Source organism: Pseudarthrobacter sp. IC2-21 (assembly GCF_034048115.1).
Lineage (GTDB): Bacteria > Actinomycetota > Actinomycetes > Actinomycetales > Micrococcaceae > Arthrobacter > Arthrobacter naphthalenicus.
Map to the genome: position 1 here is coordinate 2,199,695 of NZ_CP139145.1, position 14,027 is coordinate 2,213,721.

Genomic DNA, 14,027 nt, shown 5'->3' on the forward strand with positions numbered 1-14,027 from the left:
GTTGTGTTGATGCCGTGTCCGTTCGAAGCGGCCCGGACTAGACGCTGGCGAGTGCAGCGGCGGACGGCTGCTGCCGTCCCTGCGCCACCTGGCTCGTGCCGAGCGCGTAACCCTCTGCCTTCGGCAGGACCTGGCGGCGGAGGTAATCCTGGTTGCTTGCGGTGACGCTGAGCCCGTCACCGCCGTAGTGCTCGGTGCAGAGAATGCCCTGGAAGCCAACGGACAGCGCCACTTTGAAGGCCTCGCGGTAATTGATGAGGCCGCTTTCCATGGGGGCAGGCATGGCCACGTAGGAGTCCCGGGCCATGTCCTCATCGCGGATGTAGTTCTTCATGTGCCAGTAGTTGGAGTACGGGAGGGTTTTGGCCACCATCTCGCGCCAGTCCTCGATGGGGCGGTGGACCCGGATGAGGTTGCCGAGATCCGGGTTGAGCCCAACGTTGGACAGCCCGATGTCCTGGACGAGCTGCACGGAGGAGTCCGCGGTGCCCAGGTAGGTGTCCTCGTACATTTCGAGGGAGAGCAGGACGCCCACTTCCGCGGCGTGGCGGCCGAGTTCACGGAGCCGGCTGACGGCGTTGCCCCAGGCTTCCTTGTTCCCGGCCGGGTCCTTGTAGCCTTCGACAGTCCAGAACCAGAGCTGTTTTTGCTGCTCGGCCGTGATGGCCTGGTGCAGGCCGAAGGAGACTACTTCGCAGCCCAGCTCGGCGGCGGCGTCGATGGTGCGGTGGCTGTAGGCCAGGTTGGCTTCCCAGTTGCCTTCCTCGATGACGCTGCGCCGGATGGCGGAGATGACCGGAACGCCGATGCCTACGGCGTCCGCCGTCCGTTTGAACTCGGCCAGCCGCTCCCCGCTGAGGTCCCCGGGCCGGACCCAGCTGTCCGTCAGGTCGGCGTTGGCAAAGCCGGCTTCCTTGACTTCGGTGAGGACCTCGGCCCAAACGGACGCGTCAGCATCGTTGATGTTCACGCCGTTGGCGTCGGTGCCCGGAAACTGCAGCAGGGCTGCGGTGATGGGCCAATTCTCAGCTGTGTAAGCCACGATGTTTTACTCCTTTGGAATCCTCTTTCCTATAGGATCTACTATCAAAAGGAAGTTGTCAACGTCACACTGATGACTTCGTCGGGGCGGCCTCTAGTGTTCCGGGGCGTCCGCCATGGCCCTGGAGCGAACCTTCCGGATGTGCTCTGCCATGGCGGCCGCGGCCTTGTCCGGGTTGCCGGCCGTAAAGGCCTCCAGGACCGCCTGATGCTCGGCGATCGCATATTCGGCGTCCGTGATGCCCACGCCGCTGAAGAGGCGGAAACGCTGCACCTGTCCCCCCAGGGCCGAGTAAGCGGCCTCCAGGAACTGGTTGCGGGTTAGCCGGGCGATTACCTGGTGGAACCGCTCATCCGCTTCGAGGTAGGCCTTGAATTCAGCAAAGGCGGGTCCCCGTGGTGCTGACTTCATGTCCTCAACCGTCTGGGCGAGCTCGGCCAGGCCGTGACGGGTGGTTCGTTCACAGGCCAGGCGGGCATTTACCGGCTCAATCGCCAGGCGGGCCTCCATCAGCTCGGCAAAGTCCTCCCGCGTAAAGACGGGAGCTACCCGGTAACCCTTCAACGCAACCCGGCGGACCATGCCGGTGTGTTCCAGGCGTGCCAGTGCCTCGCGGACGGGGGTGGGGGAAACATCGAGTTCACGGGCGGTCCCGTCAATGCTCACCACGGCGCCTGGCGCCAGGCGCCCGTCCATGAGGGATGCCAACAGCTCGGCATAGACGTGATCGGCGAGCACCTGGCGGCTGACGCTCCGGCTGGTGGGGGCTGACCCGCGCAGGACTGCCGGCCTGGCATCGGCATGGGTTACTTTGGGCGCATTGGGCATGGTCAGATCCTATAGATGCGGAAGGTTGCGGGCCATTGTTGCGGGTACGGCAGAGCCCCGGCAGGCGGACCTGCCGGGGCTTTGCCCCGCGTGGCTTGGGCTCGGCGGGAGGGGTTACAGCGGCTGCGTCAGGCGAGCAGCGAAGGTTTCAGCTGCTGCAGGCGTCCCAGGAGGCCGTTGATGAACGACGGCGACTCATCAGTTGAGAGCGTTTTGGCCAGGGCCACTGCTTCACTGACGGCGACGCCGTCCGGGACGTCGTCGTTGTACAACAGTTCCCACGTGCCGATCCGCAGGATGACGCGGTCCACGGAAGGCATACGCTCCAGTGTCCAGCCCTGGGAATAGGTTTCGAGGAACTCGTCGATGGCGGTCTGCTGCGAGACGACACCTTCGACAATTTCAAGGGTGTACGGGTTGATGATCTGATCAGTCATTTCGCGCCGTGCCCGCAGCACGTCAAAAGCCGAAACTGAGCGCTGCTCAGCCTCGAAAAGCACATCCAGTGCCCGGTTCCGGGCCTTTCCGCGGGCGCTCACTACTCGCTGACCCGGCCGAGGTAGCTGCCGTCGCGAGTGTCAACCTTGACCTTGGTGTTGTTCTCAACGAACAGCGGAACCTGGATTTCGTAACCCGTTTCCAGGGTTGCCGGCTTGGTGCCGGCGGAGGACCGGTCGCCCTGCAGGCCCGGTTCGGTGTAGGTGATCTCCAGGACAACGCTCGGCGGGAGTTCGATGTAGAGCGGGTTGCCTTCGTGGATGGCGATGTTGACCATCTGGTTCTCCAGCATGAAGTTGGTGGCGTCGCCCACCGTTGCACCGGAGACCGTGATCTGGTCGAAGTCGGAAGTGTCCATGAACACGAAGTCGGCACCGTCCTGGTACAGGTACTGGTAGTCGCGGCGGTCAACCGTGGCGGTCTCAATCTTGAGGCCGGCGTTGAACGTCTTGTCCACAACCTTGCCGGACATCACGTTCCGCATCTTGGTCCGTACAAAGGCGCCACCCTTGCCGGGCTTGACGTGCTGAAATTCGATGACGTTCCAGAGCTGGCCTTCGAGCTTCAGGACCGTGCCGTTCTTGATGTCGTTAGTGGTTGCCACTGGTTTCCTTTGGTTTCTTCGTCCGGTGAGTTCTCAGACGTTCTATGCCGGTCAGTCAGGCCGGGAGGCCCGCCAACTCGTGTTTGTCAAAAATCCAAGAACTATTCTACCGGTAATTTCAAGGCAGCCTGCGTCCCGGGACGGCCGCCCCTCTCAGCAGGCAAGGTCCAGGACCTCCCGCGCGCGCTGGAGGGCCACCGTGGACGAGTAGATCTGGGCGGCGTCAGCGGATTGCGCCACGCGCAGGTCCAACGCGCGGGCGAAGGCTTCAACAGCTGCGGAGATGTGGCCGGAGGTGTACTGAACCTTGCCGATGTACTGCAGGACCAGGGCCTCACGCTCGGTTCCCTGGAACTCGGCGAGCAGTTGCTTGAAGAGTTCCAGTGCCCGGTCCGAGCGGTGCGACACGCGCAGCACCTCTGCCTCGAATGCCCGCAGCCGGAACGATTCGGGGTCCTTGAACCGTGCTTCGGCCAGCAGTTCGGCAGCCTCCGCGGCGTGCCCTTCCACGATCAGGACAAAGATGTGGTCTGCCGGGTCGGTGGACGCTGCAAGGGCCGTGCTGCAGGCCTCCGCATTGATGATTTCCGGCATCAGGGTCAGCGGATTGACCCGGATGCCGGGAAAGCCTGCTTCCGGCCAGTCGCTGGTGCCCGCCAGGTCGCCCTGCATCAGGAAGCGATTTCCTGGTAGGCGGCAAACAGCAGCGACGTGTCCGGGACATCCAGGATGCCGGGTTTGGCAATGCCGTCGAGGACCACAAACCGGAGCAGGTCACCGCGCGACTTCTTGTCGCGGCGCATGCCGTCCAGCAGCCCCTGCCAACGGTCCCTCCGGTAGGTGACCGGGAGGCCCAGGTTTTCGAGGATGCTGCGGTGCCGGTCGGCGTCGGCGTCGCTGAGGCGCCCCACGCTGCGGGCGAGTTCGGCTGCGAACATCATGCCAACGGAAACCGCGGCACCGTGTCGCCAGGAGTAGCGCTCCACCAGTTCAATGGCGTGGCCCAGGGTGTGGCCGTAATTGAGGATTTCGCGCAGCCCGGATTCCTTGAGGTCTTCCGAGACCACCTTCGCCTTGACGGCAATGGCACGTTCGATAAGTTCCCGGACGGTATCCGATTCCGGATCGGTGACCGCTGCGGTGTCCTTCTCCACAAGGTCCAGAATGACCGGATCCGCAATGAAGCCGCACTTGATGACTTCCGCCATTCCGGAAATGATCTCGTTGCGGGGCAGGGTTTTGAGTGTGTCCAAATCCACCAGCACCCCTGCAGGCGGGTGGAAGGACCCCACCAGGTTTTTGCCTTCGGCGGTGTTGATCCCGGTCTTTCCGCCCACCGAGGCGTCCACCATGCCGAGGAGGCTGGTCGGCATGTGGATGACCTTTACGCCGCGGAGCCAGGTGGCCGCCACGAAACCGGCGAGGTCCGTCACGGCGCCGCCGCCTACCGCCACAATGGCGTCAGAGCGGGTGAAGTCGTTCTGGCCAAGTACCTGCCAGCAGAACGCCGCGACCTGGATGTGTTTGCCCTCTTCGGCATCAGGGATTTCCGCGGTCAGGGAGGTGAAGCCGGCGGCGGCGAGTTCATCGCGGACGGTATCGCCCGTGAGGCGCAGCGCCCGGGGGTGGATAACCAGCACCCGGCGGACGCGCTCCCCCAGCAGGGCCGGGAGGTCCCCCAGCAGGCCCCGGCCCACGACGACGTCGTAGTTCTGCCCCGCGGATTCGCCGGTGACCTTGATGACTGTCGAATCGACGCTCACTTTTCAACTTCCTGTTTGGCGTTTGAGTATTCACGCAGCGCAACTTCAAGCCGGTGCCCCAGTTCGCTGATCGAACCGTGGCGGACGTCCAGGACCAGATCGGCCAGGCGTTCGTAGACGGGCTTCCTGGTGGCAAAGAGGGTAGCCCAGCGGGCCATGGCGTCACCGGCCAACAGCGGCCTTCCGGAATTCCGGGCGATCCGCGACGCCACAGTCGCCTCATCACATTCGAGGTACACCACGGTGCAGCCGGCGAGGATCTGCTGGGTCCCGGAATCGAGCACGGCGCCGCCGCCCAGCGAGATAACCGAGACGGTGTCAGCGGCGCGCTCCACAGCCGCTGCCACGGTGCGCGCCTCAATTTCGCGGAAGGAATGCTCCCCGCGGCCGGCGAAGATCGAGGCGATGCTGCCATGGGCGTCCACGATCTGGACGTCCGTGTCGACGAAGGGAACGCCCAGGCGCTTGGCCAGCTCATGACCGATGGCGGACTTGCCCACGGCCATGGGCCCGATGAGGACGATGGGCCGGTTGCCTGGCACCATCCCTTTGCTCCCGCGGGGCACTAGTGGCCGATCGAGTCCAGGGTGGCCGGAATGCTGTCCAGGTAACCCTTGATGTTGCGTGCGGTTTCCGCAATGGAATCGCCGCCAAACTTTTCCGCGACGGCTTCGGCGAGGACCAGCGCCACCATCGCTTCCGCGACCACGCCGGCGGCCGGCACGGCACAGACGTCCGAGCGCTGGTGGTGGGCCTTGGCCGGCTCCCCGGTGCTGACGTCCACAGTCCGCAGGGCTCGCGGGACGGTGGCGATGGGCTTCATGGCCGCACGGACGCGCAGGACATCGCCGATACTCATGCCGCCCTCGATCCCGCCGGCACGGTTGCTGGTGCGCACAATCCTGCCGTCCGAATCCTTGACAATCTCGTCGTGGGCGGCGGAGCCGCGGCGCGCGGCCGTCAGGAACCCGTCACCGACTTCCACGCCCTTAATGGCCTGGATGCCCATCAGGGCTGCGGCGAGCCGCGAGTCGAGCCGGCGGTCCCAGTGGACGTAGCTTCCCAGGCCCGGCGGGAGCCCGTAGGCGAGGACCTCCACCACGCCGCCCAGGGTTTCGCCTTCCTTGTGCGCGGCGTCGACCTCGGCCACCATGGCGTCGGATGTCTCCCGGTCGAAGCACCGCAGCGGATCTGCGTCCAGCGCGATGACGTCGGCCGGAACAGGCAGCGGGCGCCCCTCGGGAACGGTCACACTGGCGATGGAAACAGTGTGGCTGACCAGTTCGATGCCCAGCTGTTTCAGGAACTGTGCGGCGACGGTGCCCATGGCTACCCGGGTGGCAGTTTCGCGGGCGCTGGCCCGCTCCAGCACCGGACGTGCTTCAGCAAAGCCGTATTTCTGCATGCCGGTGAAATCGGCGTGGCCCGGCCGGGGCCTGGTCAGCGGTGCGTTGCGTGCCAGGTCTGCGAGAACGTCAGGATCCACGGGGTCGGCCGCCATGATCTGTTCCCATTTGGGCCACTCTGTATTGGCCACCTGGATGGCCACCGGTCCGCCCTGCGTCAGTCCGTGGCGGACACCGCCGAGGATGGTAACGACATCCTGCTCGAACTTCATCCGCGCGCCACGGCCGTAACCGAGTCGGCGCCGTGCCAGCGAATCGGCGATCTGTCCGCTGGTGATTTCCACACCGGCGGGGACGCCTTCAATAATTCCCATCAGAGCCGGACCATGGGATTCACCGGCTGTCAACCAACGCAACATAATTTCCATCCTGCCACGTATGGCTGTCAGAACGCCCGTCGGGGAAGGCCGACTGAGTCGCACATCACATCTATGACCGCTGCGTTAACGTCGTCACCGCGGCCGGTAAAGAGCCGCACCTGTTCCACCGCCTGGTACAGGAGCATTTCCAGACCCGGGACCACGGTTCCGCCGCCCGCCTGCCAGACCGCAGCAATCCGGCTTGGCCAGGGGTCATAGGCGACATCGAGCAGCACGCCCGGAGTCCCGCTTCCCAAGGCTGCGATGCTGACCGCCAGGTTGTCAGCCGCGCGCGGCGGCAGTGTTGAAATCACGACGTCGGCACGCGCCGTGGGTGCGGCTGCTTCGGTCATCGGCCGCACATCGATGGACACGCCGACACCGGCGGCCGCGGCCAGTGCTTCGGTGGCCCGCGACGGATCACGGACAAATACCTGGGCATGCCCTGTGCCAAGATCCTTCAGTGCGGCAACGGCCGCCGCGGCCGTGCCGCCTCCGCCCAGGACGACGGCGGACGGACTGGGCAGAGCCCCGGCGTAGCGGACCGCGTTGACAATTCCGGCGACGTCAGTGTTGTAACCCACCCGCCGGACGGACCCGCCGGATTCCTCGAAGGCCACGGTGTTCACCACGCCCAGTGTGCGGGCCACCCCGCGGACTTCGTCCACTTCCGCGACCATCCCGGTCTTCAACGGCATGGTGACCGAGAGCCCGCGCCAGCCGTCCTGCTGCCTGACCTGCTCCATAAAAGCGGGTAGCGCCTGCTCCGTCAGATCCACTGCCGTGTACGCGATGTCAAGCCCCAGCCTGCCGTAGGCCGCCAGGTGCAGGGCCGGTGATTTGGAGTGGCTGATCGGGTGGCCCAGCACGGCCGCCCGATGGCTCACGCGCAGCGGCCGGTGTTGGCCCGGCACCAGCTGTTGTACTGCTCCACGTAGCCGTTGTGCTCTGCCAGCGTCTTGGAGAACTTGGTTTCCTTGGTGTCCAGGTTGATGGTCACCCAGTACAGGTAATCGTTGGTCTTGGGCTTCGCCGCGGCATCAATGGCGGTCTTGCCGGGTGACCCGATGGGACCGGGGGGCAGGCCGGGGTTGGCGTAGGTGTTATAGGGGTTGGACTTGTCCTGGCGCTCTGCATCCGTGAAGTTGAAGCTCTTGGTGCCCAGCCCGTACGTTACGGCCGAGTCCACCTGAAGGAAGCCGCCCGTCTGGTCATTGGGCTTGAGCCGGTTGTAGATGGCACCGGCAACGTCGCCGTACTCCGCCTGACCGCCCTCGGCCTGGACAATACTGGCAACAATGATGGCCTCGTACTGCTTCGCCGGATCTGAGATCCCCTGGGCCACTAGCTCGTCCGTGGTCGTCTTGACCAGGGCCTGGAGGATGTCTTTCGCCGGGGTCCCGAGCGGGAACCGGTACTCCCCCGGGTGCAGGAAGCCTTCGAGGTTCTTGGCGTTTGCCGGCAGGCCGAACTGCTGCGGGGAGTCGCTGAACTGCTTCAGCTGCTGGACTTTGATACCCGAGCCTTCGGAAATCGCCTGTAGCGATTCGTCAATCCTCAAGCCCGCGCTGAGGGCAAAGTAAATGACCTTGGTCCTGTCATGGCCGAGGAGCACGTTAACGGCGTCGGAGTTCTTCATTTCCGATTTGAAAGTGAAGTCCCCCGGTGACAGCGTCCCACCGGAAGCGGTGAACGCCTGCAGGAAGGTGTCCGCGTTGGCGACGACCTTACCTGACTCCAGTTTGGTGGCCACGGAACGCATGCCTTCGCCCGGCTGGACCGAGACCTTGACCTCGCCGCTGCCGGGGCCGGGGTAATCACTGGCCTTGTCGCTCCCCAGCAAGGGCTTCAGGAACTGCGCGCCCACGGCGATGGCTGCCACAAACACCACGAGCGTCAGGAACAGGGCCAGGAGGCGCCGTCTGCGCCGGACCTTCTTCGAGGGCTTGGTCACCACGGAGCTGGCCGCAGCCCCGGCGAGGAGGCCGGCATTCGGGTGTTCGTCGGGGAGCGCGTCATGCCCGTCCTCAAGGTAGGGGGCATGATGGCCGTCTTCTGCGTATGGCTGACCGTCGTCGTGCTGACCCTCATAGGGCTGGTGGTCGTAGGGGTGGAGTTCCTCGGGGTGGGCGTATCCCGTCGGGTGGCCCTCGTAATGCTCGGCCCCGTAAACCTCGGCATTGTGGGCGTCAACAGCCTGGTGATGGTCAACGTCGACGTCCGGCATGGCGGGCGGGACCTGCGGATGCACCTGGGTGGGTGCATCGTCCTGGATCGAGGGCTGGGCGTCAGGCTGCGCAGGGACGCCCTGACGCTGTGCCTGAGGCCCGGCAGGCTCCACCACGGGTTCGGCCGCGCCAAGGGGCTCGCGGTCAGGTTCCGGTGGTGCAGCCGCCGGTGCAATGGCCCCGGGCGCCGCGACGTCCGCAGCTTCAGGCTCCCGCCCCGGGGCGGAGGGGTCCTGGCCGGTTTCGTACGCCTGTTCCGGAACCGCATTGGCGTCCCGCGTGTGTTTCTCCAATGCGCGCAGCTCTTTCCGGGTCAGCGGCCTGGCGCCATCTTGATTGATGGCGCCTGAGGCGTCGTCGTTATTGGACGGGCTCACTGTAGCCTTCCGTGTTCTGAAATCGAGTCTTGCCTTCGGACGCCGCAGTGCCGGCCTGAGCTGGTCCGCCTGTTCCTGAAGGCTGCGGACCGGTCGGCGCGCTGACGCGGCTCCCAACGTCCGTTCCCCTGGCTTTTTGCATGTCGATGGCGTGCTGGAGAATGCCTGCCGCCGCAACCTGATCCACAACTTTACGGTGATTGCGGCTGCTCATGCCAGCTTCGTGCAGGTTCCTGTGAGCCGTCACACTGCTGAGCCGCTCGTCCACGAGGTTCACGGGGACGTCCAGACCCCGGCCGGCCAGCTCGGTCACGAGCAGCCCGGCGTACTCGGCAGCCATTCGGGCGGAGGCGTGCTCCTCCCCCTTCATGGTGCGCGGAAGCCCCACGATGATCTGGACGGCGCCGAGTTCCTGCGCCAGTGAAGCGATCACCCGCACGTCGGAGTTTTTCTTCGCGTTCCGGTCAAGGGTCTTATACGGCGTGGCCAGGATGGCATCCCGGTCGCAGATGGCCACCCCCACCCGGACGGTGCCAACGTCTACCCCCAGTTTGATGCCCTGGGGGTAGTCGCCGGCTGCAACAGGTTCAGTCACGGGTGCCTTAGCGCCGGGAAATTGCGTCCACCACGGCCGCAAGGGCCGGGGCAATCTTGGTGGCGTCCGTACCGCCGCCCTGGGCGACGTCGTCCTTGCCGCCGCCGCCGCCTCCGAGGATGCCGGCCGCAACCCGCACCAGGGCTCCGGCTTTCACGCCGGCTTCCCGGGCGGCCTCGTTGGTGGCCACCAGGATCATGGGGCGGCCGTTGCTGACGCCGGCCACGGCCACGGTGGAGGCTTCGGAGCCCAGACGGTTGCGCAGGTCAAGGGCAAGGTTGCGGACATCATCGGCACCACCGATCTGGCCGGCGTCGTGCGCGATGACCTTGATGCCGGCCGCGTCCCGGGCGGTGCCCACGAGGTTGGCGGCCGCCGCGGTGAGCTGTTCCTTGCGGAGCCGGTCCAGTTCCTTTTCCGTGGCTTTGAGCTTGTTCAGGGTGCTGGCAATCCTGTCGGCGAGCTGGCCGGACGGGACTTTGAGCATCTCGGTGAGCTCCGTGACCAGGGCACGCTCGGCCGCGAGGTGTCGGAAGGCGTCCATGCCCACGAAGGCTTCGACGCGGCGGTTTCCTGAGCCGACTGACTGTTCGCCCAGCAGCGACAGGCTGCCGATCAAGGACGTGTTGGAAACGTGTGTGCCGCCGCACAGTTCACGGGACCACGCGCCGTCGATCTCCACAACGCGCACTTCGCTGCCGTAGTTTTCCCCGAACAGCGCCATGGCACCGAGTGCTTTGGCTTCAGCCAGGGCCATCACCTTGGTGTCCACGCGGAAGTTGTTACGGATGGCCAGGTTGGAAACCTCTTCGATTTCCGAGCGGGTGGCAGTGCTGAGGCCTTCGCCCCAGGCAAAGTCAAAGCGCAGGTAGCCGGCCTTGTTGAAGGACCCCCGCTGGGTGGCCTGGGGGCCCAGGATCTGGTGCAGGGCGGCATGCACAATGTGCGTACCGGTGTGGGCCTGCTCGGCGGCATGGCGGCGTTCACGGTCGACGGCGGCGCGCACCAGCGCATCGGAGGAAATCTCGCCCTCACGCACGATGGCCTTGTGCACGCTCAGGCCCTTGACCGGGCGCTGCACGTCGAGCACCTCGACAACGAAGCCGTCGCCGGTGATGAGGCCGGTGTCGGCGGACTGGCCGCCGGCTTCGGCGTAGAAGGGCGTCTCGTTGAGGACGAGTTCAATCTCGTCACCGGTCGCGGCGTGGGCTACACGCTGGCCGCCGCTGAGGAGTCCCCGGACGCGGGATTCGCCGTCGAGTTCGTCGTACCCGGTAAAGACGGTTTCGCCTTCGCCCAGCATCTCCTGGTAGGCGCTGAGATCGGCGTGGCCGCCCTTCTTGCCCTTGGCATCGGCCTGGGCGCGCTGGCGCTGTTCGAGCATGAGGGCGCGGAAACCGGCCTCGTCCACCTTGAGCCCGGCTTCCTCTGCCATCTCCAGGGTGAGGTCGATCGGGAAGCCGTACGTGTCGTGCAGCGCGAAGGCATCGGCCCCGGACAGCGGTGCGCCGGCGGCTTTGGATACCGTCACGGCATCCTCAAGACGGGCCGTACCCGAAGCGATGGTGCGCAGGAAGGCCCGCTCTTCGGCGTAGGCGATCCGGCTGATGCGTTCGAAGTCCGTCTCCACAATCGGGTAGACGCCCTTCATGGCATCGCGTGAGGCGGGCAGCAGGTCCGGGAGGCAGGCCTTTTCGACGCCGAGCAGGCGCATCGAGCGCACTGCACGCCTGATGAGGCGGCGCAGGACGTAGCCGCGGCCTTCGTTCGAGGGCGTCACGCCGTCGGCGATCAGCATCAGGGCGGAGCGGATATGGTCGGCCACCACCCGCATGCGGACATCGTCGGTGTGGTGCGGGTCGTCAGCGGATTCGGCGGAGGTGTACTCCCGGCCGGACAGCTCGGCTGCCTTGTCGATCACGGGCCGGACCTGGTCCGTCTCGTACATGTTCTCGACGCCCTGCAGGATCATGGCAAGGCGTTCCATGCCCAGGCCGGTGTCGATGTTCTTCTTGGGCAGTTCCCCGACGATGTCGAAGTCGTCCTTGGAACGGACGTTGTCGATCTGGTACTGCATAAAGACGAGGTTCCAGATTTCGACGTAGCGGTTCTCGTCAGCGAGCGGGCCGCCTTCGGCGCCGTACGCGGGGCCGCGGTCGTAGTAAATTTCCGAGCAGGGGCCGGCGGGGCCGGGCTGGCCGGTGTGCCAGTAGTTGTCAGCCTTGCCCATCCGCTGGATCCGTTCGGCGGGGACGCCGGTGTTCTTCAGCCACAGGTCCCGGGCTTCGTCGTCTTCCTGGTAGACGGTCACCCACAGGAGTTCCGGCGGCAGGCCGTACCCGCCGTCGTCAACGCTCGTGGTGAGCAGTTCCCAGGCGAACTTGATGGCGTCTTCCTTGAAGTAATCGCCGAACGAGAAGTTGCCGCACATCTGGAAGAAGGTGCCGTGCCGGGCAGTTTTGCCCACTTCTTCAATGTCGCCGGTGCGGATGCACTTCTGGATGCTGGTGGCCCGGGAGAACGGGGCCTCTTCACGGGCGGTCAGGTAAGGGATGAACGGGACCATCCCGGCCACGGTGAACAGCAGGGAGGGGTCGCTGGAGACCAGGGAGGCGGACGGCACCGCGGTGTGCCCCTTGCTGACAAAAAAGTCGATCCAGCGCTTAGTGATCTCCTGCGACTTCATGAGCTGATTACATACCCTTCTTGGGTCACGCGTTTGGGGGGCGTGACGGTTTGATACAGGCAGCAGTCCGGGCAAGCCGCAACCGCTGGGTTAATTCTCTCGCGTTTTGCCGGCTGGTTAGTGCCGGGCCGGAACCTGCGGTGAAACGCCCGGGGATTCAACGCCGAGTGCGGTGCGAAGGTCCGCTTCCCGCTCATGCATGCCGGAGCGGACAGCGTCGGCAAAGTCGTACAGGCCGTCGGCGAGCCGGCCCACGGCACGGTTCAGGCCCTCAGGCCCCAGGTTTGATTGGGCTTCAGTGAGTTTTCGGAAAGCGATGACGCCGATCGCGACGCCGATTCCCATCCAGACAAATCGTTTCATGTTCTGTTCTTCCGGTGACTAGCGGCTGCGGCGGCCGGCCGCGGGCTTCTTGCGGTTGGCAAGGGCAGTGCGGACTCCGTAGCTGAAGGCTGCCACCTTGATCAGTGGTGAGCCCACTGTTGCGGCAACGAGGGAGGACAGCGCGGAGAGGTTCGCGGAAGCGTCCGAAACGTTGGAGGCGATGCCGTCCACTTTCTTCAGCTGCTGGTTGGTCGTGGTCACCGTGGCGGTGACTTCGTCCATCAGGGGCGTGGCGCCGTCGCTGATGGATCGGATGGACGTCCGGATTTCCTCCAGGACGCTGCCCAGCTTCAGGATGGGTACCGCGAGCAGCAGCACCAGGAGCGCAAACACTCCGGCTGCGATCAGGCCGGCAATATCGCCACCAGACATAGACGTTCATCTCCTTGAAACTGACGTGGATCTCTTCCCATCGCGCACGCTGTCTTCATGCGTTCCGCAGATGTCCCCCAAGTACCTTACATACAAAGAAGCCCGTGGCGCTTGCCACGGGCTTCTTTGGATACGCTGCTGGGATTTAGCGTGCGTAGAATTCGACGACGAGCTGCTCTTCGCAGGTTACGGGAACCTCGGAGCGCTTCGGGCGGCGAACCAGGCGTGCCTGCAGGGCGTCAAGCTTGACGTCCAGGTAGGCCGGGACCTGGGGCAGGACGTCGCGGTGCGCGCCGGCCGCTGCAACCTGAAGCGGAACCATGGTTTCGCTGCGGCTGTGAACGTGGACCAGCTGGCCCTCACCAACGCGGAAGGACGGGCGGTCAACGCGGATGCCGTCAACCATGATGTGGCGGTGCACAACGAGCTGGCGGGCCTGGGCGATGGTGCGGGCGAAGCCTGCACGCAGCACGAGGGCATCGAGACGCATTTCGAGCAGTTCGATCAGGTTTTCACCGGTCAGGCCCTTGGTGCGGCGTGCTTCTTCGAAGGCACGGGTCATCTGGGCTTCACGGATGCCGTACTGGGCGCGCAGACGCTGCTTTTCGCGCAGACGTACGGCGTAGTCGGAGTCCTGCTTCTTGCGGGCACGGCCATGCTCACCGGGGCCGTACGGGCGGCGCTCCATGTACTTGGCGGCCTTGGGGGTCAGAGCGATGCCGAGTGCACGCGAGAGGCGTGCTGTACGGCGAGCACGAGTGTTGTTAGCCACTTGTGTCCTTCCAATATCTGCGGTGTGTCAGTGTTACTGGCCTCCACGATGGAGAGCATCGGCCAACCGCTGCCTTTTGCTACTGGGCACAGTGCTACCCCGACAGAAATCAG

The 14,027-nt window shown here is 65.1% G+C and carries 15 protein-coding genes; all 15 read right to left on the bottom strand.

What is annotated here, in order from left to right:
- Nucleotides 1–37 precede the first annotated feature (37 nt).
- Complete coding sequence (locus SBP01_RS10115; protein WP_275214239.1) at nt 38–1,042, bottom strand: sugar phosphate isomerase/epimerase family protein; 1,005 nt, start codon at nt 1,040–1,042, stop codon at nt 38–40.
- A 93-nt stretch (nt 1,043–1,135) separates the two neighbouring features.
- The gene (locus SBP01_RS10120; protein ID WP_275214238.1) at nt 1,136–1,870 is read right to left on the bottom strand and encodes a GntR family transcriptional regulator; all 735 of its coding nucleotides are present in this window, start codon (nt 1,868–1,870) and stop codon (nt 1,136–1,138) included.
- Between the two features lie 128 nt (nt 1,871–1,998).
- The gene (gene nusB, locus SBP01_RS10125; protein WP_275214237.1) at nt 1,999–2,409 is read right to left on the bottom strand and encodes a transcription antitermination factor NusB; all 411 of its coding nucleotides are present in this window, start codon (nt 2,407–2,409) and stop codon (nt 1,999–2,001) included.
- Nucleotides 2,409–2,972, bottom strand: coding sequence for an elongation factor P (gene efp / locus SBP01_RS10130; protein WP_275214236.1), 564 nt, complete (start codon nt 2,970–2,972; stop codon nt 2,409–2,411). Before efp ends, nusB begins: the two co-directional genes overlap by 1 nt.
- Before the next feature lie 153 nt (nt 2,973–3,125).
- Nucleotides 3,126–3,644, bottom strand: coding sequence for a tetratricopeptide repeat protein (locus SBP01_RS10135; protein WP_320535700.1), 519 nt, complete (start codon nt 3,642–3,644; stop codon nt 3,126–3,128).
- Nucleotides 3,644–4,735, bottom strand: coding sequence for a 3-dehydroquinate synthase (gene aroB / locus SBP01_RS10140; protein WP_275214234.1), 1,092 nt, complete (start codon nt 4,733–4,735; stop codon nt 3,644–3,646). Before aroB ends, SBP01_RS10135 begins: the two co-directional genes overlap by 1 nt.
- Nucleotides 4,732–5,280: a shikimate kinase gene (locus tag SBP01_RS10145; RefSeq protein ID WP_320535701.1), complete on the bottom strand. Its 549-nt coding sequence runs from the start codon at nt 5,278–5,280 to the stop codon at nt 4,732–4,734. Before SBP01_RS10145 ends, aroB begins: the two co-directional genes overlap by 4 nt.
- A 20-nt stretch (nt 5,281–5,300) precedes the next feature.
- On the bottom strand, nt 5,301–6,500 hold the full coding sequence (aroC, locus tag SBP01_RS10150; RefSeq protein ID WP_275214232.1) for a chorismate synthase: 1,200 nt from the start codon (nt 6,498–6,500) through the stop codon (nt 5,301–5,303).
- A 26-nt stretch (nt 6,501–6,526) separates the two neighbouring features.
- A complete protein-coding gene (locus tag SBP01_RS10155; protein ID WP_320535702.1) occupies nt 6,527–7,387 on the bottom strand; it encodes a shikimate dehydrogenase in 861 nt (286 codons plus the stop codon).
- Nucleotides 7,384–9,105, bottom strand: a complete 1,722-nt coding sequence (mltG, locus tag SBP01_RS10160; protein WP_275214230.1) for an endolytic transglycosylase MltG — start codon at nt 9,103–9,105, stop codon at nt 7,384–7,386. The genes SBP01_RS10155 and mltG overlap by 4 nt, the downstream gene beginning before the upstream one ends.
- Nucleotides 9,089–9,700 (bottom strand): Holliday junction resolvase RuvX, encoded by a 612-nt coding sequence (gene ruvX, locus SBP01_RS10165; RefSeq protein ID WP_320535703.1) that lies wholly within the window; start codon nt 9,698–9,700, stop codon nt 9,089–9,091. Before ruvX ends, mltG begins: the two co-directional genes overlap by 17 nt.
- Before the next feature lie 7 nt (nt 9,701–9,707).
- Complete coding sequence (gene alaS / locus SBP01_RS10170; protein WP_320535704.1) at nt 9,708–12,386, bottom strand: alanine--tRNA ligase; 2,679 nt, start codon at nt 12,384–12,386, stop codon at nt 9,708–9,710.
- A 117-nt stretch (nt 12,387–12,503) separates the two neighbouring features.
- The gene (locus tag SBP01_RS10175) at nt 12,504–12,749 is read right to left on the bottom strand and encodes a DUF6167 family protein (protein ID WP_320535705.1); all 246 of its coding nucleotides are present in this window, start codon (nt 12,747–12,749) and stop codon (nt 12,504–12,506) included.
- Between the two features lie 18 nt (nt 12,750–12,767).
- A complete protein-coding gene (locus SBP01_RS10180; protein WP_164199570.1) occupies nt 12,768–13,142 on the bottom strand; it encodes a DUF948 domain-containing protein in 375 nt (124 codons plus the stop codon).
- A gap of 145 nt (nt 13,143–13,287) precedes the next feature.
- The gene (gene rpsD, locus SBP01_RS10185; protein ID WP_190988295.1) at nt 13,288–13,914 is read right to left on the bottom strand and encodes a 30S ribosomal protein S4; all 627 of its coding nucleotides are present in this window, start codon (nt 13,912–13,914) and stop codon (nt 13,288–13,290) included.
- Nucleotides 13,915–14,027: the final 113 nt, after the last annotated feature.

Coding starts and splice junctions, on each gene's coding strand:
- SBP01_RS10175 (WP_320535705.1), bottom strand. CDS start 12,749: ATGAAACGATTTGTCTGGATGGGAATCGGCGTCGCGATCGGCGTCATC.
- SBP01_RS10135 (WP_320535700.1), bottom strand. CDS start 3,644: ATGCAGGGCGACCTGGCGGGCACCAGCGACTGGCCGGAAGCAGGCTTT.
- SBP01_RS10120 (WP_275214238.1), bottom strand. CDS start 1,870: ATGCCCAATGCGCCCAAAGTAACCCATGCCGATGCCAGGCCGGCAGTC.
- alaS (WP_320535704.1), bottom strand. CDS start 12,386: ATGAAGTCGCAGGAGATCACTAAGCGCTGGATCGACTTTTTTGTCAGC.
- aroC (WP_275214232.1), bottom strand. CDS start 6,500: ATGTTGCGTTGGTTGACAGCCGGTGAATCCCATGGTCCGGCTCTGATG.
- SBP01_RS10145 (WP_320535701.1), bottom strand. CDS start 5,280: ATGGTGCCAGGCAACCGGCCCATCGTCCTCATCGGGCCCATGGCCGTG.
- SBP01_RS10180 (WP_164199570.1), bottom strand. CDS start 13,142: ATGTCTGGTGGCGATATTGCCGGCCTGATCGCAGCCGGAGTGTTTGCG.